Genomic DNA, 18,808 nt, shown 5'->3' with positions numbered 1-18,808 from the left:
TTATTCACATATTTTTACCATTTTATTATCGGATCTTTGCTGATTTTACCCGGTTACCCACATATCATTCCACATTCATTGGAAAAAACTATGAGTTATCCCCAGATCAACAGATCTGGTTATGAGCCATAACATATCGCTATTTATTTTGTGACTGACGAGACTAGAATAGCACCTCCAGAATTATTCGGAGTACATCATGAAAAAATGGTTAACCATCGCACTCGCTGCAATCTCATTCACAACATTGACAGCACAGGCATCAACTGAAGTAAAGATCGGTATGTCCGGACGTTACTTCCCTTTCACTTTTGTAAAACAAGGCAAGCTTCAGGGATTTGAAGTGGATGTATGGAAAGCGATTGGTCAACGGAATGATTACGATGTTAAATTTGTCACCGCTAATTTTTCCGGCTTATTCGGTCAGCTGGAAACAGGAAGAATCGATACAATTTCTAACCAGATTACAGTCACAGAGAAACGTAAAGAAAAATACCTCTTTTCTGATCCTTATGTGATTGACGGTGCTCAGCTGGCTGTAAAAAAAGGAAATGACACGATTCATGGCCTTGCTGACCTGAAAGGCAAATCTGTCGCAGTCAATCTGGGATCTAATTTTGAGCAGTTATTGAGAGCTCATGATAAGGATGGCCAGATAGACATCCGGACATACGATTCAAGTTTTGAGCAGGATGTCGCTTTGGGCCGTGTTGATGCTTTCGTGATGGATCGTTTATCCATCCTGGAAGTGATTCGTAAATCCGGACTACCGCTACAACTTGCCGGCCAGCCTTTTGAAACCATTGAAAATGCGTGGCCTTTTCTGAAAAATCCCAAAGGTGAAAAACTTCGGGATGAAGTCAATCAGGCGCTGAAAGCCATACGGGCAGATGGTACACTGAAGAAAATTTCAGAGAAGTGGTTTGGCTCAGATATAACCCAACGCTAATCCGCCAAATTTAAGTCCGGTAACGAAAACAGAAACCCACTGAATTTATGAGCCCATGGCTTTGTCACAGTGGGTTTATTTTTATTTCGGTGACTTTTAGCCCGGAGACTTTTAATTCGGTCAATCGTTTCCGGAAACAACAGTGAAGATATAATAATGCAATTTGATTTTCAGTATATGTTCGACCTGATACCGTATCTGCTAAAGAACCTCGGTACAACGATTGAACTGGCCGTCATGGGGATGATTCTGGCGCTCATTCTCTCTGTCATTGTCGCGAATATCCGGATTTTTAAAATTATCGTGCTTGACCAGATCTGCCAGCTTTATATCAGCTATTTCAGAGGAACCCCGTTACTGGTTCAGATGTTCCTGTTCTACTACGGACTTCCGCAAATTTTCCCGTGGATGGTCGGATTAGATGCTTTTAGTGCTGCCGTGATAGCACTAACACTCCATTTCGCAGCTTATATGGCAGAAACAATCAGGGCCGCCATCCTGGGCATTGACAGAAGCCAGATGGAAGCCAGTTTGTCCATCGGAATGACGCACCAGCAAGCCATGCGCCGGATTATTCTGCCTCAGGCATCCCGGATTGCACTGCCTTCATTAATGAACTATTTCATCGATATGATCAAATCAACCTCACTGGCCTTTACATTCGGCGTTGTGGAAATGATGGGCGCTGCACAAAACGAAGCGTCCACTTCATACAAGTTCTTTGAATCGTTTCTGGCTGTGTCGTTGATTTACTGGGTGGTCACCATCATATTAACCCGTTTTCAAAGCTGGGCTGAGATTAAACTGAATAAGGCATATGCACGATGATCAAACTGGCAAACATTCATAAACAATTCGGCCATAGTGAGATACTGAAAGGCATTGATCTGGAGATCAATCAAGGTGAAATCATTGTCATTATTGGTTCCAGCGGAACCGGTAAATCAACGCTATTGCGCTGTATTAATTTTCTTGAACAAGCCGATCAGGGCACAATTACCATTGATGACATCAGCGTCGACAGCCGCCGGGCAACGCCGGCAGAAATATTACAGCTACGCCGTAAAACCGGGTTTGTTTTCCAGAACTATGCTTTATTTGCCCATCTGACAGCACAAGAAAATATTGCAGAGGGGTTGATCACTGTCCGGAAATGGAAAAAAGATCAGGCTTTTGCCAAAGCGCAGGAAATTCTCAATGACATCGGGCTTGGGGATAAGTGTGAACAATACCCGGCTTCCTTATCCGGAGGCCAGCAACAGCGGGTAGGAATTGGCCGTGCGATGGCGATGTCACCCGAGCTGCTTCTGTTTGACGAACCGACCTCCGCCTTAGATCCGGAGTGGGTTGGCGAGGTATTGTCACTCATGAAAAAACTGGCAAAAGATCATCAAACGATGCTGGTTGTTACCCATGAAATGCAGTTTGCCAAAGAAGTGGCTGATCGGGTGATCTTTATGGCCGACGGCCACATCGTTGAACAAGGATCTCCACAGGATATATTCAACCATCCACAAGATATCCGGCTGCGTAAATTCTTAAATCAGGTTGGGATCGAATAAGGATCCTTGAGATTTTATGGCTGCCACGTATAATCGGCCAATTACGTTTGCAGGACGTAAAAAATTCGCCTGTAAACGTATAAAAGAGTATATGACTCGTTTTCTAATCATTGACACCTCAGTTGCCAGTGATTACAATTCCGCCTCTTTGTTGAGAGGCGTCGGAAATGTTCCTCTTATATTAAGAGGGATTGTAAAACCCACGCCGGGTTTAACGAAAACCTAGAAACTACTGATCAGTAAGGTAAATACAATGAAACGCACTTTTCAACCTACAGTTCTGAAGCGCAAACGTACTCACGGTTTCCGTGCTCGTATGGCAACAAAGAACGGTCGTAAAGTTATTAACGCACGTCGTGCGAAAGGCCGTGCTCGCCTGTCAAAATAATCTCAGATTAATTTTGAAAAAGTACGCTTTTCGTCGGGAGTTACGATTGTTAACTCCCGAACATTATCAACACGTATTCCAGCAAGCACAAAGTGCTCGCTCGCCTCATTTCACTATCATTGCCAGAAATAATTCCCTTTCTCATCCCAGACTGGGTCTTGCCGTTCCTAAAAAGCAAATTAAAACTGCCGTCGCACGAAATCGTTTTAAACGTCTTTCGCGTGAGAGCTTTCGTCTGAAACAACATGAGCTGCCTCATAAAGATTTTGTTGTCATCGCGAAAAAAAGCGCTCAGGAACTCAGCAATGAAGAAATAATGAAATTGTTTGATAAATTATGGCTGCGCCTGTCTCGCCCCTCTCGTGGATAATCATCGGACTCGTTTATCTTTACAGATGGTTCATTAGCCCGCTGTTAGGTCCACGTTGCCGTTTTACACCAACCTGCTCTCAGTATGCGATAGAAGCATTGAAAGCTCACGGTTTTGTAAAAGGATGTTGGTTAACAGGCAAACGTCTATTAAAATGCCACCCTTTAAACGAGGGTGGTTTTGATCCCGTACCACCCAACCGAAAACAAGACAGAGATAAATAACAATGGATTCTCAACGTAATATCTTGTTAATCGCTTTTGCTTTGGTTTCTTTCCTGCTTTACCAAAACTGGCAGGCAGCAAAGAACCCGGCACCACAAGCGGTTGAGCAGACACAATCAAGTAGTGCTATTCCTGCTGCTCCGTCATCTGTTTCTGATGAGTTTGAACCGCTCGCCGATCAGAACGCCACAGGAAAAACCGTTATCGCGAAAACGGATGTATTGACTCTGTCCATTAGTACGGTCGGGGGCGATGTTGTTTCAGCCAAACTGAACAATTATGCTCAGACACTGGACTCCGATACACCGTTCCAGTTACTGAAAGATACCAACGATCATCAGTTCATCGCTCAAAGTGGGCTGATTGGTCCGCAAGGGATTGATAAAAGTTCCGGCCGTGCAACCTATCAAACTTCACAAGAGACTTATCAGCTTGCTGAAGGACAGGATGAACTGCGTATTCCGCTGACTTATCAGGAAAACGGAATCACCTATTCCAAAACATTTATCCTGAAGCGTGGCAGCTATGCTGTTGATGTTGATTTTAATGTCGACAACAACTCAGGTCAGAATGCAGCTGTTGCAATGTATGCTCACCTGCGCCAAAACCTGCTGGATTCTGGTGGTAGTCTGGCGATGCCGACTTACCGTGGCGGCGCGTACTCGACTCAGGAAACCCGCTATAAAAAGTTCAGCTTTGACGATATGGAAGAACATAACCTGAATCAAACGCTGGAAGATGGTCAGGGTTGGGCTGCAATGATTCAGCACTACTTTGCAACGGCCTGGATTCCACGCGATGCGCCGGGCACCAAACTATTCTCACGGGTCATCAGCAGCCGTAACGTCGGTGATATTGGTATTAAAGAACCAACCCGAACCATTGCCAACGGTGAAAGCACAACATTTAAAGCAACACTTTGGGTTGGACCTAAATTACAGGACCAAATGGAAGCTGTTGCACCAAACCTGGATTTGGTGGTTGATTATGGTTGGTTATGGTTCCTTGCGAAGCCACTTCATATGTTGCTTTCGTTCATTCAGAGCCACGTTGTTTCAAACTGGGGTCTGGCGATTATCTGTCTGACATTTATTGTCCGTGGTGCAATGTATCCACTGACAAAAGCTCAGTACACTTCAATGGCGAAAATGCGGATGCTGCAGCCAAAACTTCAGGCAATGCGTGAACGTATCGGTGATGACCGCCAGCGCATGAGTCAGGAAATGATGGAGCTGTACAAGAAAGAGAAAGTCAACCCACTGGGTGGCTGTCTGCCCATCGTATTCCAGATGCCGATATTCATCGCACTGTACTGGTCTCTGATGGAATCTGTTGAGCTGCGTCATCAACCGTTCTTTGCCTGGATTCATGACTTATCCGCACAGGACCCATACTTTATTCTGCCGATCTTGATGGGCGCGAGTATGTTCCTGATCCAGAAGATGAGCCCGACAACCGTCACTGACCCAATGCAGCAAAAAGTCATGATGTTTATGCCGGTTATCTTCAGTGCATTCTTCTTCTTCTTCCCATCAGGGTTGGTTCTTTACTATTTCGTATCGAACATCGTTACTCTGATTCAGCAGACTTTGATTTATAAGTCGCTTGAGAAGAAAGGCTTACATTCGAAATCGTAATCCGGAATCAATCAGGAAAAGGCGGCCGGAAGGTCGCCTTTTTTACAACTGAATATAATGAAAATGCGTCTATAATACGCAAACCTCCACTTTGATGAACCAGATGATGACAGCAGACACGATTGTTGCACAGGCAACACCCACCGGAAGAGGTGGCGTCGGTATTATCCGGGTTTCCGGACCCAAATCAGCCGAAGTCGCACAATATATTACCGGAAAAACACTTCGTCCCCGCTATGCTGAATACCTGCCTTTTAAAGACAGTGATGGCACACAGCTTGATCAGGGCATCGCGCTGTTTTTTCCTAATCCTCACTCATTTACCGGCGAAGATGTCCTTGAATTACAGGGCCATGGCGGTCCGGTTGTGATGGATATGCTGATTCGGTGCATTCTGTCCATACCAGGCGTCCGGGCAGCCAGACCCGGTGAATTCTCTGAACGGGCATTCCTCAACGATAAAATGGATCTGACCCAGGCTGAAGCGATCGCAGACCTGATTGATGCCAGCTCAGAACAAGCGGCAAAATCCGCACTGAAATCACTTCAGGGTAGCTTCTCAAACCGGATCAACACGCTGGTTGAATCATTGACCCATTTAAGAATCTACGTCGAAGCTGCAATTGATTTTCCCGAAGAAGAGATTGATTTCCTCGCAGATGGCAAAGTTGCCGGCGATTTACAGGGAATCATTGATAATCTGGATGCCGTGCGCCGGGAAGCCAATCAAGGTGCGATCATGCGCGAAGGAATGAAAGTCGTGATTGCCGGACGACCCAATGCAGGAAAATCCAGTTTGTTAAACGCACTCTCCGGGAAAGAATCCGCGATTGTTACTGATATTGCAGGGACAACACGGGATGTGCTGCGAGAGCACATTCATATCGATGGCATGCCACTCCACATTATTGATACTGCCGGATTGAGAGATGCTTCAGATGAAGTGGAACGTATCGGTATCGAACGGGCATGGGATGAAATTAATCAGGCTGACCGCGTGTTGTTTATGGTTGACGGAACCACGACAGAGTCGACAACCCCGGAAGAAATCTGGCCGGATTTTGCCGATCGTCTCCCATCAGATATTGGTATTACCGTGATTCGAAACAAGGTTGATCAAACCGGTGAGACTTTAGGAATCTGTCATGTCAACACACCAACCCTGATTCGCCTGTCAGCGAAAACCGGTGAAGGTGTCGATGCTCTCAGAACTCATTTGAAAGAATGTATGGGCTTTACCGGCAGTCAGGAAGGCAGCTTCATGGCCCGTCGCCGCCACTTAGATTCACTGGAAAAAGCCGCACATCATCTCGATACGGGTCAGCAGCAGCTGGAAGGTTATATGGCAGGAGAAATACTGGCAGAAGAGCTACGTATCGCACAGCAGCATTTAAGTGAGATCACCGGTGAATTCAGCTCAGATGATTTACTGGGACGGATTTTTTCTTCGTTTTGTATCGGGAAGTAAATATCACCATTCGACCATCCGGAACAATTCACCCACAAACACCAGCGATCTTTGCCCTCAACCATTGATGGGCAGGATCCCGGTGAGACCGCTCGTGCCATAACATCACCAGTTCAAACGGGGGTAATTCAAGGGGTGGTTCGGCCAATACCAGTCCGGTTTGATCCTGAACCAGCCGCTGCGGTAGCATAGCAACCAAATCTGACGTCTTCAGGACAGAAACCACAAAGTGGAAATGAGGCACTGAAAGCACGACATCACGGGCTAAACCTTTTTCCTTCAGTACTTCATCCGTCATGCCGACAAAACCGCCGCCATCAGGGGAAACCACCACTTGCTTTAACTGACAAAAAGAGCCGAGACTCACTGGCTGACGCAATACGGGGTGACCCGCTCTGCCCACCAGCACATAACGTTCGCTGAATAATGCCTTACTGCGCAACTCCTGCGGCGCGTTTTCCCGGATATGAAAGGCGAGATCTATCTCCCCCCGCTCCATTTGCCGCGCCAGTCTGCCCGGTATCATTTGAGTCACAGCAATGCGGCTTTGTGGCGCTTCCTGAAACAGCACATTCATCAACGGCTGAATTATGGTGAACTCACTGTAATCAGATGCTGACAACCGCCATGTCTGCTGTGACAGAGCCGGTTCAAAAGGCACACTGGTTAACACCGCTTTTTCCAGTGACTCAAGGGCTTGACGTAAAGGCTGACGTAATTCATCAGCGAGCGCTGTTGGTTTCATACCTCTGGAATCCGGAATGAGCAGCGGATCATTAAACAGCGCTCTCAGCTTCGATAAATGAACACTCACGGAAGGTTGTGAAAGATGGAGCCGCTCCGCTGCACGGGTGACATGGTGTTCAGTTAACAGCACATCCAGCGTGCGCAATAAATTCAGATCCAGATTCGCCAAATTAATCATTCTAATACCTGATATATCAGTAATTAATTTCCAGTATATCAAGGATCTTTTTATGATAAATCCCCGAACAAAATAAACCGGAGAATAAAAATGAATATCCTGATTGTTTATGCACACCCACAACCAGAATCGCTCAATGGCGCCATCAAATCTTTTATGATCAACCACCTCGAATCATCGGGTCATCAGGTTCGTATTTCTGATTTGTATCAAATGAGCTGGAAGCCAACACTGGATGATCAAGATAACCTGGTGCGGGATAACAGCACGCCATTTCATCCATCTCTGGATTCTAAAGCAGCCTATGAGAACGGCACACAGAGCCCGGATATAGCCACTGAACAGGAAAAACTCCGTTGGGCTGATACGGTGATCTTTCAGTTCCCGCTCTGGTGGTTTTCCATGCCGGCCATCATGAAAGGCTGGTTTGAGCGGGTTTATGCCTACGGATTTGCCTATGGATACGGTGAACATTCGGATCATCACTGGGGAGATCGCTACGGTGAAGGGAATTTGTCCGGTAAAAAAGCCATGTTACTCGTCACTGCGGGAGGATGGGAATCTCACTATAGTGCACGTGGCGTCAACGGCCCGATGGATGATCTGCTCTTCCCGATTCATCACGGCATGCTGTTTTACCCCGGCTTTGAAGTGCTGCCCCCTTTTGTGGTTTACCGGGCAGGAAAAACGGATACGCAGCGCATGCAGGCTATCTGCGATGCACTTTCTCAACGGCTGGATTCTTTACATCTGACCACACCCATACCATTCCGCAAACAAAATGGTGGTGACTACCTGATCCCGGATTTAACCCTGCGGGAAGATATTCGGCCGGGTGACAGCGGTTTTTCGGTTCATTTACAAGCATCAACATCCAAATAAACCACCAATACACCAGTTAATTCACAGCCAGATATAATCTCCGGCTGTTCTTCACGGGCTCTCTCAAAATTCAGGCGGTCTGACGGGGATGGTTCAGCCAACGCTGAATCAATGCAGTATTTTCAGACCACGGCGACAAACTGACGCTATTGTCAGCTAACCCGTCATCGACTGCCAGCTGATAGAGTTTTGATCCCATATACGCCGTGGTTGTATCGCCGCTGTTGATCATTTGTGTCAAAGTGGCCAGCGTGGTTTGCTCTGGTGACTCATCACCTTTGTAATGTGCCACATGTAATGCAGCAGCAAGCATCTCAAGTGTTTCCAGTTCATCATCACTGAGCGTCACGCCCATCTGTTCAAGGGTGGCCGGCAGCATACTTTTATACAGATTCTCCATCCCGGTATAAATAAATGTCTCTTTATAGGTCGCAAAGTCATCCATTGAATCAATACTGTCTATATCTGTGCTGACAATATTCATCGAGCCGGTCGCCGTATCCAAATCAATCAACCGGAACGGACAGGGAGAAGTGACAACCGAACCGGTTTCCACATCATACATAACCAGCGAACCATCCTTGTTGTAATCAGCACTGGCAATATCCTGTGCATGAAAATGACCGGTAAAGACCAGATTGAGCCCACCCGCTGCCAGTTGTTTGCCAACCGTCTCATAGTCATCAATTAAATATTCACTGAAAAAATCGGGCTGACTGCCAAAATGAGGCACAACGCCATGATGCAGCATACCGAAAACCGTTTTATTCTGCGCCTGTGCAGCACTCAGCTGGTCACTAACCCAATCCAGTAAATCCGGTGTCAGTTGTCCGGAGGTTTCCGGTGACTCCGCATTATCTTCCTCACTGTATTTACAGGAATCAAGCCCAATTAACCATACGCCTTCTACCGGCTCGGCAACATAACTTAAGGAGGCATCGTGACGGGCAATTGCCGCATCATAGCCAAAATCCTGATAAATGTTGGCGAACTTATCTGCGGTCACACTTTCAACCGGGGTTGTTGTTTCTCCGGAAAATGACACCGCATCCGGATTGTTAATGTCATGATTTCCGGGCACAACAAAAACAGCGATACCAGCATCCCGCAATGGTTGTAACAGTGAAGTCGCTTTATTGTGACACACCAGTTCCCCATCTTTTGTTAAATCACCGGGAATTAATACCGCCTGAAGGCCATTCACCTCAAGCAACTTCTCAACCATTGCTGACAAAATTTCCGTACTCTGCACCAGCATTTTCCGATCAGAAGCGACATAAGATTCAAATGCAGCGCCTTCTTCTCCCAGAGAAATATCATAAACATGCAAGTCAGAAAGCACAGCAAACCGTAGGTTTGCTGATTCGTTGTCATCATTTTCCTGACATCCGGTCAGGCTGAATCCAACAGAGGCAGAAGCCCCTAATAACGCGGTAGTTTTAAGAAAGTGGCGCCGGGTTTGACAGACCATTTTTTCGTCCCTGAATCATAACAGAATGATTTCATATGCTAATCATCTAATATGACGTTCATGTTATTTTTTAATTACAGATAGTTATGTCAATTCCTATATGAACAACTGATGAAATATTCATGACTGACGTGGTTAATAAAGAAACAACCGCCTACGCTTTTAATGCATATACTCAAGGCAACACTGATGAAAGTAAATCCGGGGGAGAACACGATGCATATAGAAAATATGCGGCTCACAACGAAGAAGCTGGTATGGACTTTGGGGCTGATGATACTGACCACACCGGCACTGGCCCGGGAACAAATCAGTATTGTCGGCTCTTCAACCGTTTATCCTTTTGCAACGGTTGTTGCGGAAAGGTTCGGAAAATCAACTCAGTTTAAAGTACCGAAAATAGAATCAACGGGATCAGGTGGCGGACTCAAACTGTTTTGTTCTGGTGTGGGTCAAAATACCCCGGACATCACCAATGCTTCCCGGAAAATCAAAGCTTCGGAAGTTGCCAAATGCAAAAAAAATGGTGTCACCGAAATCATTGAAGTCAAAATTGGCTATGACGGAATCACTTTGGCGAATTCAGTCAAATCCCCCGTCATGAATGTCTCGGTGAAAGAGCTTTATATGGCACTGGCGAAAGTATTACCGGATAAAAATGGTCAGCTGATGAAAAACCCGTACAGACGCTGGAATCAAATTAACCGCGCCCTGCCTGATACAAAAATTGAAGTGCTGGGGCCGCCACCAACATCCGGTACCCGTGATGCTTTTGTTGAACTGGTGATGGAAGCCGGATGTAAAACTCATCCGTCAATGAAAGCCCTGAGCAAAAGTGATAAAAACAAATTTAAAGCAGTCTGCCACGGTATTCGCGAGGATGGTGCCTTTATCGAAGCTGGTGAAAACGATAACCTGATTGTCCAGAAGCTGGTTTCCAATCCGGGCGCTTTCGGTATCTTTGGTTTCAGTTTCCTCGATCAAAACCGGGATAAAGTTCAGGGAGCGAAAATCAATAATGTCTCACCAACGTTTGAAGCCATTGGCGATGGCGCTTATCCGGTTTCCCGTTCACTGTATTTCTACGTGAAAAAAGCACATGTCGGCATTATTCCGGGGATTAAAGAATATGTCTCATCTTTTACCAGTGAAGATGCGATTGGTGAAGAGGGCTATTTAACAGATCGGGGGCTGATTCCGTTACCACCTTCTGACTGGAAAATGGTCAGGAAATATGCCGGAAGTATGACTCCAAATCTGTAGTGATACGATTATGACCCTTGTCATTATCATACTCACGTTTGCTGTTCTGGCGTTTTTTTCCGGACGGATGAAATCGCTCAGAGCAGCTTCAGGACTCGGTGGCATCCGTTATCTGCATTCACTGCCGCACTACTATGGCTGGTATGTCGTGTGGATAACCCTGCTTCCAGTGATTGTTTTCGGACTCTTCTGGACGATGACTGAACCCTGGTTACTCAAGTACCTGACACTCAGCCACTTTGAACGTCTGTTACCAATCGCACAAACGGGTATCACAAGAGATCTGATCTACACACAAATCACTTCCGCTCCGGCTCAGAATGTATCCTCAACAGTCTATTCTGATGCCCTGAAACAATCGAGTCTTTATTATCATCAGCTCATTTCCGGCAGAAATACCATCTTTTATACGGCCGCGCTGCTGCTGTTAACCGGTTGTATTTCTTTTGGTCTTTATCAGATCGCTCCCGGTTTTAAAGCGAGAAATCAGGTTGAAAAACTGGTGCGGTTTCTGTTGGCACTCAGTTCAACAATCGCAATTTTAACCACACTGGGGATTGTACTTTCCGTTTTATTTGAATCCGTTCGATTCTTTACCCACATTCCTGTCAGCGACTTTTTATTCGGTACGCACTGGTCACCGCAAATAGCCATCAGGGAAGATCAACAAGGTGCCAGTGGTGCTTTTGGTGTGATTCCATTATTTGCCGGCACGCTGCTCATCACCATCATTGCCATGCTGGTTGCGGCTCCTGTCGGCATCTTCAGTGCCATCTGGCTGGCTGAATATGCACCGGAAAAAGTACGGACTTATGTGAAACCAGCCATGGAAATCCTTGCAGGTATTCCAACCGTCGTATATGGGTTTATTGCCGCCCTGACGATTGCACCCGCCATTCGTTCCATCGCGGAGTCAATGGGGAGCGAGAGTGTGTCGTCTGAAAGTGCCCTTGCTGCCGGGCTGGTCATGGGAGTGATGATTATTCCATTCGTCTCTTCTCTGTCTGATGATGTGATCAGAGCGGTTCCGCAAAGTCTCCGGGATGCCTCACTTGCTATGGGCGCAACCCGCTCAGAAACCGTGAAAAAAGTGATTCTTCCTGCAGCTTTACCGGGCATTGTCGGCGGGCTGCTGTTGGCAATATCCAGAGCAATCGGAGAAACCATGATTGTAGTCATGGCCGCGGGCCTGACCGCTAACCTGACCGGAAATCCGCTGGAATCAGTGACCACAATTACCGTTCAGATTGTCACACTGCTGGTGGGAGATCAGGAATTCGACAGCCCGAAAACTCTGGCAGCTTTTGCTCTGGGATTAACCCTGTTTATCGTGACTCTGATACTGAATATCTTCGCCCTCAGAATCGTGAAAAAATACCGGGAGCAATATGAGTGATCCACTATTAAAGCTTGCAGAGCGTAAGACTGAAATCGTCCGCCGGTCATTACATCACCGTAAACGGGCAGAGAAACGATTCCGGGGCTATGGTATCGCCTCGGTTCTGAGTGCACTGATGTTTCTGGTCTTTTTGCTCATTACCATAGTCGTCACCGGTATGAGTGCTTTTACTGCCACAGAAATCAGCATGTCTTTCTCAACAGCAGATTACCGTGCCGGCAGCTCTCCTTACACTATGATTAAAACTCAGCTCCGGAATGAGTTCAGTACGGTCACCAGCAGAGCAGATAAACGAAAACTGTACAAACTGCTGTCAGCAGAATCCGAATATATCTTACAGCAGGCACTTGAGTCAGCCTCAACAGAAACCAAAACCCTTACCCTGTGGCTACCGGCCGGCGATCAATTCAATCAGTACAATAAAGGTAACCTGATCGCCGGAAAAAGTTCGGCCCTGAGCAGCAAGGAGCAAAACTGGTTCCGACAATTAGACCAGCAGGGAAAAGTCCGTTCAGTTTTTAACTGGCGTTTCTTTACCCATGGTGACAGCCGAAATGCAGAAGTTGCCGGAATTGGCGGCGCTTTTATGGGCTCAGCTTTCACAATATTGACTGCTTTATTACTGAGTTTTCCCATCGGAGTCGGCGCCGCAATTTATCTGGAAGAATTTGCGCCCAAAAACCGGTTGACCGATATCATCGAAATTAATATCAATAATCTGGCCGCAGTGCCTTCGATTGTATTCGGACTACTCGGGCTGGCGATTTTTCTGAATGTACTGGAACTCCCCCGCTCAACCCCGCTGGTCGGTGGCCTGGTGCTGACATTGATGACATTACCAACCATCATTATCTCCAGCCGGGCGTCTCTCAAGTCTGTGCCACCGTCAATCAGAGATGGTGCACTGGCACTGGGCGCCTCCAGAACTCAGGTTGTTTTTCATCATGTCTTACCGCTGGCACTGCCCGGAATGTTCACTGGCTCTATTATTGGCATGGCTCAGGCACTGGGAGAAACAGCCCCGCTACTGATGATTGGCATGGTTGCCTTTATTGTTGATATTCCGGGCAGCTTCGTTGATGCAGCCACCGCGCTCCCGGTTCAGATTTTTCTGTGGTCAGAAAATCCTGAACGTGGATTTGCAGAACTGACTTCAGCTGCCATCATTGTCTTATTGTTCTTTCTGTTTCTGATGAATGGCATGGCCTTATATCTGCGCAGAAAGCTGGAAAGGAGATGGTCATGAATAGTGGCGGACAACAACAATTTTATGCTCAGCTATCATCAGAGCAAACTCATTTCGGTGAGCAACCACTGGACAGCCACCAGACAATCGGTGAGTTCACCAGTGACAAACCAGGAATGACGACCCGGCATATTGATGTCAGTTACGGTGACGTCCAGGCTATTTTTGATGTTAACCTTGACTTGGGAGAGCAGGAAGTTCTGGCTTTGATTGGTCCGTCCGGATGCGGAAAATCGACTTTTCTCCGCTGTCTCAACCGGATGAATGATACCGTAGCTCACTGTAAAGTCAGTGGTGAGATTAGTTTACATGGCACTAAAATTTCTGAAATCGAAGCTGAGGAACTCCGGGCACGGGTCGGCATGGTATTTCAAAAACCGAATCCTTTTCCAAAATCGATCTACGAAAATATTGCCTATGGCCCGAAAATTCACGGACTCGCTGAAAACAAATCGGATCTGGATGATATTGTCGAGGCTGCTTTACGTAAAGCTGGCTTATGGCGTGAAGTTTCTTCAAGACTGGATGTTCCGGCCACCGGGTTATCCGGTGGACAACAACAGCGGTTATGTATTGCCCGGGCCATTTCGATCAGTCCGGAAGTCATCTTAATGGACGAGCCCTGTTCAGCTTTGGATCCTATAGCAACTTCCGTGATTGAAGAGCTGATGTCTGAGTTAAAACAAAACTACACGATTTGTATGGTGACGCACTCCATGCAGCAAGCCAAACGTATCTCCGACCGGACTGCTTATTTTCATCTCGGGAAGCTGATTGAGGTAAACCCAACCCGGCAGATATTCGAGCAACCGGTTCATCCGCTGACACAAGGCTACTTACGGGGACGCTTCGGATAATGAATCTCCGGACTGTTCTTGTTGACCGGACTGTCTTGTTGAACTGAGAGTAAGTAAATCAGCATGTTCAGTTTAGCTGAACGCTATAACAAATTTAATTAGATATATTTAATAAATAGCCAGATCTAACATACCAGCATTCCCCGTTTTTCACGGATAAATCTCATGAAGTATATAAGTGGTATTCTGGTTACTCTTTTTATGGCATTGATATCTTTTCAGATTTCTTCCCTACCCTTCTGTAAAACTTACCAGTTAAGTCCTTTGGTCATTTGTATTGTACTGGGAATGTTGATCGGCAACCTTTTACACCAGTATATTCCCGAAAGTTGTATGCATGGTATTCGGTTCAGTCAGCAAAAATTGCTGAGACTGGGTGTGATTCTGTACGGTTTTTTCATTACTTTTCAGCAAATAGCAGCAGTTGGAATGACTGGATTGCTCACTGATGTGCTCATCATTTCCACAACATTTGTTGGCGGGACTTTTATTGGTATCAGGCTGCTCGGGCTGGATAAAGAAACAGCGATGCTCACCGCTGTCGGATCTTCTATTTGCGGAGCCGCAGCCATATTAGGAACTGAGCCCGTCGTAAAATCAAAATCTCATCAGACAGCGATTGCTGTTGCAACTGTGGTAATTTTCGGAACTCTGGGAATGTTCCTGTACCCATTTATCTTCCATATTTTTAACATTACAGCAGATACAATGGGAATTTATACAGGTGCCACGATCCATGAAGTTGCTCAGGTAGTCGCAGCCGGAAACGCAATGGGATCTGAGATTGGTGCAACCTCAGTGATCGTCAAATTAACCCGGGTAATGATGCTGGCTCCATTTCTGATCATACTCAGCTTTTATCTTAACCGCTCAACAAAAGAGAGTACGGGCCACCAGGCAAAAATTGTCATTCCATGGTTTGCCATTCTGTTTGTCGCTGCCGCTGGCATTAATTCAGCCCAACTACTGCCACAAGCTTTGGTCAATTCACTATCACAGGCATCTGTACTGTTTTTAAGTATGGCAATGGGCGCACTGGGGATTGAAACAAACATCGGAAAAATCCGGGGAGTCGGACTCAAACCAATCATCCTGGCCGGCGTACTGTGGATATGGCTGCTTATTGGCGGCTACGGAATGACAATGGCAGCACAACAACTGCTTAATTAGATGAACAGCGCCTTAATTTGATGAAAAAGATTTTAAACCTTCCCTGTTACAGGGAAGGTGATATCGGATTCTGGCTTAACTCACCCGCCACACGAATCAATTCATCTTTCGCCTGTTCTATCCCTTTAACAGAATGACATACAGTTTCAGAGTTTAAGGTCATATAAGGAATAGTAATCACAGCCAGAAGATCTCCCTGAGGACCAAAGATCGGCGCACTGATATTCGTTACCCCTGATATTTGCGGACTTTTACCCAAAAAATAACCTCGCTGACGCGTTTCTTCAGCCTGTTGCAATGTTGTCTCTATGAGCGAAGCTGTTGCATATTCATTTGTCAAAATCGCTTCTCTGATCTCAGGTGCACAAAACCCAAGTAACACAGCACCAGATCCTGATGCAAAAACGTCGATCCGGGCTCCGACTTTCAGACTAAAACCCATTTTATAAGGGTTTTCTTCTCTGGCGATAACCAACAATTCACCATTACTGTAGCGACTGATATGACATGACTGATTTACTTTTTTACACAGTTTCTCTGTCAGCAATGCGCATCGCCTTAACAACAGCATTACCGGAGGATGCTGATTAGATAAAGCAAACATTTTCAGGGTTAATACATAACCCGCAGTTTCTTTATGGCATTCGATGTACCGTTTTTCTTTCAAAACCGACAACATCCGGAAAATTTCACTGACACTGCGATTCAGTTTCTCAGCAATCTGCTTTTTTGTCAGCGGTACTTCTGCTTTGGCCAGCAGCTCAAGTATTTCAAGGCCTTTCTCAAGTGCTGGTGCTCTGTATTCAGGTTTTTTAGTCATGATTGCTTTAATTTATTCTTAACGAATATCATCCATACTTACAAAATCCATGTCATCAAACGTTTGATTTTCTCCCGCCATTCCCCACACAAAACTATAGTTCTGAGTGCCACAACCAGAATGAATTGACCAGCTTGGTGACAAAATCAGCTGATGATTTCTGACCACAATATGACGGGTTTCATCCGGCTCTCCCATCAGATGGAAAACTACCTGAGAAGGATCGAGATTAAAATAAAAGTAGGCTTCCATCCGTCTTTCATGCGTATGTGCAGGCATCGTATTCCAGACACTTCCTGTTTTCAGATGTGTGATTCCCATGCAAAGCTGGCAGGTTGGTAATATCTCAGGATGCAGATACTGGGTAATCAGTCGCTCATTCGCATTTTCTTTTGTACCTAATTCAATCTGATTTGCCTGGTCGCGCTGAATGATCCGCGATGGATAACTATGATGTGCTGGTGCACTCAGGCAATACAATTTCGCACTTTGCTCCTGATCGAGCGATGTAAACTCAATTGCCTGCTCTCCCTGACCTAAATACAAAGCATCCAGATACTCCAGGCGATATGACAGTCCATTGTGGCAACGAATTTCAGCGGTAGTGCCCAAATTAACAATACCTAATTCCCGCCGCTCAAGAAAAAATGTCGTTCCAAACGACTGGCTATCAACGAAATGATCTAAAGCTAATGTTTGTTCAGGCTCAGGACATACACCCATTGCGACCATTCGGTCAATATGGCTGTACACGATATTTATTTCCCCAGGCAAGAACAAAGCCTCTGTTAAAAATTCTTCTCTTAACCGGGAAGTATCATAGTTTTTAGCATCTTCAGGATGAGAATTATGATGGATACGCATAGATGATTCCTTTACTTCAAGCGCTTTTCACTCTTTTCATGCAGGACAAATTTCCCGCACTATCTCATCCATAGTCTATGTATTATTGATATATGATCAATAAATTTTATATATAAAACACAAAAATATGATCCTGGACATTATCTCTCAGCTTGATCAAAAAAATAAAAATGGCAGATAAAAAAGAGACAAGATCAAGATAGAAACATATCAACAACTTACATACAGGATCCGGATATACCGGGAATTTGAAGTTGAATAAGCTCAGGATAACCGGTCTATATTGATGTATATCATAGAGACGTCATGTCATTACTGAATAAATATATACACACTATAAGCCGTTAAAACATAATGACTTTTTAGTCTCTGCACTTCATCTATCACCCAAAAGATCAAGCGCTGTCCACAGAATATTCTTGCCAGCTCTTTCATTATGATTCATGTTTGATTAATCTAAACATCAGTCTGAACGATAAAGTCACCGGATAAAGGGTAGGAATGATCCACATAATTACAGGTAGTACACTGGGATGTGCAGAATATGTCGGGGATCATCTGAGCGATATATTTCAGGAACAGGGATTTGATACAACAATCCATAACCAGCCCGATTTTGATGAGATACCAGCGGAAGATATCTGGCTAATCATCACCTCAACCCATGGCGCCGGGGACTATCCGGAAAATATTAAGCCTTTTCTTCTGTCCCTTGAACAGGCCCCGCCAAGAACGGATAAGTTGTCCTATGCCGTGATTGCAATTGGTGACTCGAGCTATGACACATTTTGTGCTGCCGGAAAAAATGCTTATCAATTGCTTGAAGATATTGGAGCAACACCGTTAGTAGAATGCTTTTTAATTGATATTCTTGAACATACCATTCCGGAGGACTCTGCTGCTGAATGGTTAAAAGAAAATATCCACCATTTTAATGGTTAAGTCGTTCTGGCAGGTTTGTGTATAAATATCAAAAGATCCAGTGAAAAACTCAGACTTATTCACTGGATAAGTCCTATAAGAAGATCATTTTGTGAATAACTATACATTTTGATCCCAGAAAATCCAACGATAGATCAATCTGTGATCACAACAAATGATCATCGCAAACCTTATGATCTTTATGATCATTTATGGTTTATCCACAGAGATCAGCGCCCATAATAATAGATCCAATAAAAAGATCCTTATATAGATCATATATATTTATATTATTTTCATGATCAGAGGAAAGCATTTTCTAACGCAAAGAAAGAAGGTAAAATGCTTCACCTTTTATGAGTTCCTATAGATTGAATACCTGAGGTCGGTTC

Annotated in this window: 19 protein-coding genes; 15 read left to right on the top strand and 4 right to left on the bottom strand. The window is 45.3% G+C overall.

The features are described 5' to 3' along the window. The first annotated feature begins 199 nt into the window (after positions 1 to 199). The 8 genes from OCV29_RS00095 (at position 200) to mnmE (ending at position 6,598) form a co-directional block, all read left to right on the top strand. On the top strand, positions 200 to 949 hold the full coding sequence (locus OCV29_RS00095; protein ID WP_073604398.1) for an amino acid ABC transporter substrate-binding protein: 750 nt from the start codon (positions 200 to 202) through the stop codon (positions 947 to 949). 156 nt (positions 950 to 1,105) lie between these two features. After that, entirely contained in the window at positions 1,106 to 1,777 is a 672-nt protein-coding gene (locus OCV29_RS00090; RefSeq protein ID WP_073604397.1) for an amino acid ABC transporter permease, read from the top strand. Beyond that, the gene (locus OCV29_RS00085) at positions 1,774 to 2,511 is read left to right on the top strand and encodes an amino acid ABC transporter ATP-binding protein (RefSeq protein WP_073604396.1); all 738 of its coding nucleotides are present in this window, start codon (positions 1,774 to 1,776) and stop codon (positions 2,509 to 2,511) included. Before OCV29_RS00090 ends, OCV29_RS00085 begins: the two co-directional genes overlap by 4 nt. A gap of 253 nt (positions 2,512 to 2,764) precedes the next feature. Continuing rightward, entirely contained in the window at positions 2,765 to 2,899 is a 135-nt protein-coding gene (gene rpmH / locus OCV29_RS00080; protein ID WP_005378825.1) for a 50S ribosomal protein L34, read from the top strand. Between the two features lie 46 nt (positions 2,900 to 2,945). Beyond that, complete coding sequence (gene rnpA / locus OCV29_RS00075; RefSeq protein ID WP_245796894.1) at positions 2,946 to 3,269, top strand: ribonuclease P protein component; 324 nt, start codon at positions 2,946 to 2,948, stop codon at positions 3,267 to 3,269. After that, the gene (yidD, locus tag OCV29_RS00070; RefSeq protein ID WP_073604395.1) at positions 3,236 to 3,493 is read left to right on the top strand and encodes a membrane protein insertion efficiency factor YidD; all 258 of its coding nucleotides are present in this window, start codon (positions 3,236 to 3,238) and stop codon (positions 3,491 to 3,493) included. The genes rnpA and yidD overlap by 34 nt, the downstream gene beginning before the upstream one ends. 2 nt (positions 3,494 to 3,495) lie before the next feature. After that, positions 3,496 to 5,130, top strand: coding sequence for a membrane protein insertase YidC (gene yidC, locus OCV29_RS00065; protein WP_073604394.1), 1,635 nt, complete (start codon positions 3,496 to 3,498; stop codon positions 5,128 to 5,130). Positions 5,131 to 5,236: 106 nt separating this feature from the next. After that, on the top strand, positions 5,237 to 6,598 hold the full coding sequence (gene mnmE, locus OCV29_RS00060) for a tRNA uridine-5-carboxymethylaminomethyl(34) synthesis GTPase MnmE (protein ID WP_073604451.1): 1,362 nt from the start codon (positions 5,237 to 5,239) through the stop codon (positions 6,596 to 6,598). A gap of 28 nt (positions 6,599 to 6,626) precedes the next feature. Here the strand turns inward: mnmE and OCV29_RS00055 are convergent, their stop codons facing one another. Continuing rightward, positions 6,627 to 7,523: a LysR family transcriptional regulator gene (locus OCV29_RS00055; protein WP_073604393.1), complete on the bottom strand. Its 897-nt coding sequence runs from the start codon at positions 7,521 to 7,523 to the stop codon at positions 6,627 to 6,629. A gap of 90 nt (positions 7,524 to 7,613) precedes the next feature. Here OCV29_RS00055 and OCV29_RS00050 point away from each other — a divergent pair, with 90 nt between their 5' ends. Beyond that, on the top strand, positions 7,614 to 8,405 hold the full coding sequence (locus OCV29_RS00050; RefSeq protein ID WP_073604392.1) for an NAD(P)H-dependent oxidoreductase: 792 nt from the start codon (positions 7,614 to 7,616) through the stop codon (positions 8,403 to 8,405). Between the two features lie 70 nt (positions 8,406 to 8,475). Here the strand turns inward: OCV29_RS00050 and OCV29_RS00045 are convergent, their stop codons facing one another. Beyond that, a complete protein-coding gene (locus OCV29_RS00045; RefSeq protein ID WP_073604391.1) occupies positions 8,476 to 9,876 on the bottom strand; it encodes a metallophosphoesterase family protein in 1,401 nt (466 codons plus the stop codon). 231 nt (positions 9,877 to 10,107) lie between these two features. On the opposite strand from OCV29_RS00045, the gene OCV29_RS00040 reads away from it, so the two are divergent. The 5 genes from OCV29_RS00040 (at position 10,108) to OCV29_RS00020 (ending at position 15,811) form a co-directional block, all read left to right on the top strand. Further along, positions 10,108 to 11,139, top strand: a complete 1,032-nt coding sequence (locus OCV29_RS00040; protein ID WP_084193371.1) for a PstS family phosphate ABC transporter substrate-binding protein — start codon at positions 10,108 to 10,110, stop codon at positions 11,137 to 11,139. A gap of 10 nt (positions 11,140 to 11,149) precedes the next feature. Further along, complete coding sequence (gene pstC / locus OCV29_RS00035; protein WP_073604390.1) at positions 11,150 to 12,535, top strand: phosphate ABC transporter permease subunit PstC; 1,386 nt, start codon at positions 11,150 to 11,152, stop codon at positions 12,533 to 12,535. Next, positions 12,528 to 13,784 carry a phosphate ABC transporter permease PstA gene (gene pstA, locus OCV29_RS00030; protein WP_073604389.1) on the top strand — a complete coding sequence of 419 codons (1,257 nt, stop codon included), beginning with the start codon at positions 12,528 to 12,530 and terminating at the stop codon, positions 13,782 to 13,784. The genes pstC and pstA overlap by 8 nt, the downstream gene beginning before the upstream one ends. A gap of 116 nt (positions 13,785 to 13,900) precedes the next feature. Continuing rightward, entirely contained in the window at positions 13,901 to 14,641 is a 741-nt protein-coding gene (gene pstB, locus OCV29_RS00025; protein ID WP_217653303.1) for a phosphate ABC transporter ATP-binding protein PstB, read from the top strand. 165 nt (positions 14,642 to 14,806) lie between these two features. Then, complete coding sequence (locus OCV29_RS00020; RefSeq protein ID WP_073604387.1) at positions 14,807 to 15,811, top strand: YeiH family protein; 1,005 nt, start codon at positions 14,807 to 14,809, stop codon at positions 15,809 to 15,811. A 46-nt stretch (positions 15,812 to 15,857) separates the two neighbouring features. Here OCV29_RS00020 and OCV29_RS00015 read toward each other — a convergent pair whose 3' ends face one another. Next, positions 15,858 to 16,631, bottom strand: coding sequence for an IclR family transcriptional regulator (locus OCV29_RS00015; RefSeq protein WP_073604386.1), 774 nt, complete (start codon positions 16,629 to 16,631; stop codon positions 15,858 to 15,860). Positions 16,632 to 16,649: 18 nt separating this feature from the next. Further along, complete coding sequence (gene kduI, locus OCV29_RS00010) at positions 16,650 to 17,495, bottom strand: 5-dehydro-4-deoxy-D-glucuronate isomerase (RefSeq protein WP_073604385.1); 846 nt, start codon at positions 17,493 to 17,495, stop codon at positions 16,650 to 16,652. A 501-nt stretch (positions 17,496 to 17,996) separates the two neighbouring features. On the opposite strand from kduI, the gene mioC reads away from it, so the two are divergent. Further along, the gene (gene mioC / locus OCV29_RS00005) at positions 17,997 to 18,437 is read left to right on the top strand and encodes an FMN-binding protein MioC (RefSeq protein ID WP_073604384.1); all 441 of its coding nucleotides are present in this window, start codon (positions 17,997 to 17,999) and stop codon (positions 18,435 to 18,437) included. The last annotated feature ends 371 nt before the right edge of the window (positions 18,438 to 18,808 follow it).

It is taken from the genome of Vibrio aerogenes (assembly GCF_024346755.1).
GTDB lineage: Bacteria > Pseudomonadota > Gammaproteobacteria > Enterobacterales > Vibrionaceae > Vibrio > Vibrio aerogenes.
The sequence above is the reverse complement of the archived record's forward strand: the minus strand, read 5'-3'. Positions and strand labels throughout refer to the sequence as shown.

Excerpts from the sequence above, each read along its gene's own strand:
- pstA (WP_073604389.1), top strand. The coding sequence starts at position 12,528 with ATGAGTGATCCACTATTAAAGCTTGCAGAGCGTAAGACTGAAATCGTC.
- OCV29_RS00090 (WP_073604397.1), top strand. The coding sequence starts at position 1,106 with ATGCAATTTGATTTTCAGTATATGTTCGACCTGATACCGTATCTGCTA.
- OCV29_RS00015 (WP_073604386.1), bottom strand. The coding sequence starts at position 16,631 with ATGACTAAAAAACCTGAATACAGAGCACCAGCACTTGAGAAAGGCCTT.
- kduI (WP_073604385.1), bottom strand. The coding sequence starts at position 17,495 with ATGCGTATCCATCATAATTCTCATCCTGAAGATGCTAAAAACTATGAT.
- yidD (WP_073604395.1), top strand. The coding sequence starts at position 3,236 with ATGGCTGCGCCTGTCTCGCCCCTCTCGTGGATAATCATCGGACTCGTT.
- OCV29_RS00095 (WP_073604398.1), top strand. The coding sequence starts at position 200 with ATGAAAAAATGGTTAACCATCGCACTCGCTGCAATCTCATTCACAACA.
- OCV29_RS00045 (WP_073604391.1), bottom strand. The coding sequence starts at position 9,876 with ATGGTCTGTCAAACCCGGCGCCACTTTCTTAAAACTACCGCGTTATTA.
- OCV29_RS00050 (WP_073604392.1), top strand. The coding sequence starts at position 7,614 with ATGAATATCCTGATTGTTTATGCACACCCACAACCAGAATCGCTCAAT.
- pstC (WP_073604390.1), top strand. The coding sequence starts at position 11,150 with ATGACCCTTGTCATTATCATACTCACGTTTGCTGTTCTGGCGTTTTTT.
- yidC (WP_073604394.1), top strand. The coding sequence starts at position 3,496 with ATGGATTCTCAACGTAATATCTTGTTAATCGCTTTTGCTTTGGTTTCT.
- OCV29_RS00055 (WP_073604393.1), bottom strand. The coding sequence starts at position 7,523 with ATGATTAATTTGGCGAATCTGGATCTGAATTTATTGCGCACGCTGGAT.
- OCV29_RS00085 (WP_073604396.1), top strand. The coding sequence starts at position 1,774 with ATGATCAAACTGGCAAACATTCATAAACAATTCGGCCATAGTGAGATA.
- mioC (WP_073604384.1), top strand. The coding sequence starts at position 17,997 with ATGATCCACATAATTACAGGTAGTACACTGGGATGTGCAGAATATGTC.
- mnmE (WP_073604451.1), top strand. The coding sequence starts at position 5,237 with ATGACAGCAGACACGATTGTTGCACAGGCAACACCCACCGGAAGAGGT.
- rpmH (WP_005378825.1), top strand. The coding sequence starts at position 2,765 with ATGAAACGCACTTTTCAACCTACAGTTCTGAAGCGCAAACGTACTCAC.
- OCV29_RS00040 (WP_084193371.1), top strand. The coding sequence starts at position 10,108 with ATGCGGCTCACAACGAAGAAGCTGGTATGGACTTTGGGGCTGATGATA.
- OCV29_RS00020 (WP_073604387.1), top strand. The coding sequence starts at position 14,807 with ATGAAGTATATAAGTGGTATTCTGGTTACTCTTTTTATGGCATTGATA.
- pstB (WP_217653303.1), top strand. The coding sequence starts at position 13,901 with ATGACGACCCGGCATATTGATGTCAGTTACGGTGACGTCCAGGCTATT.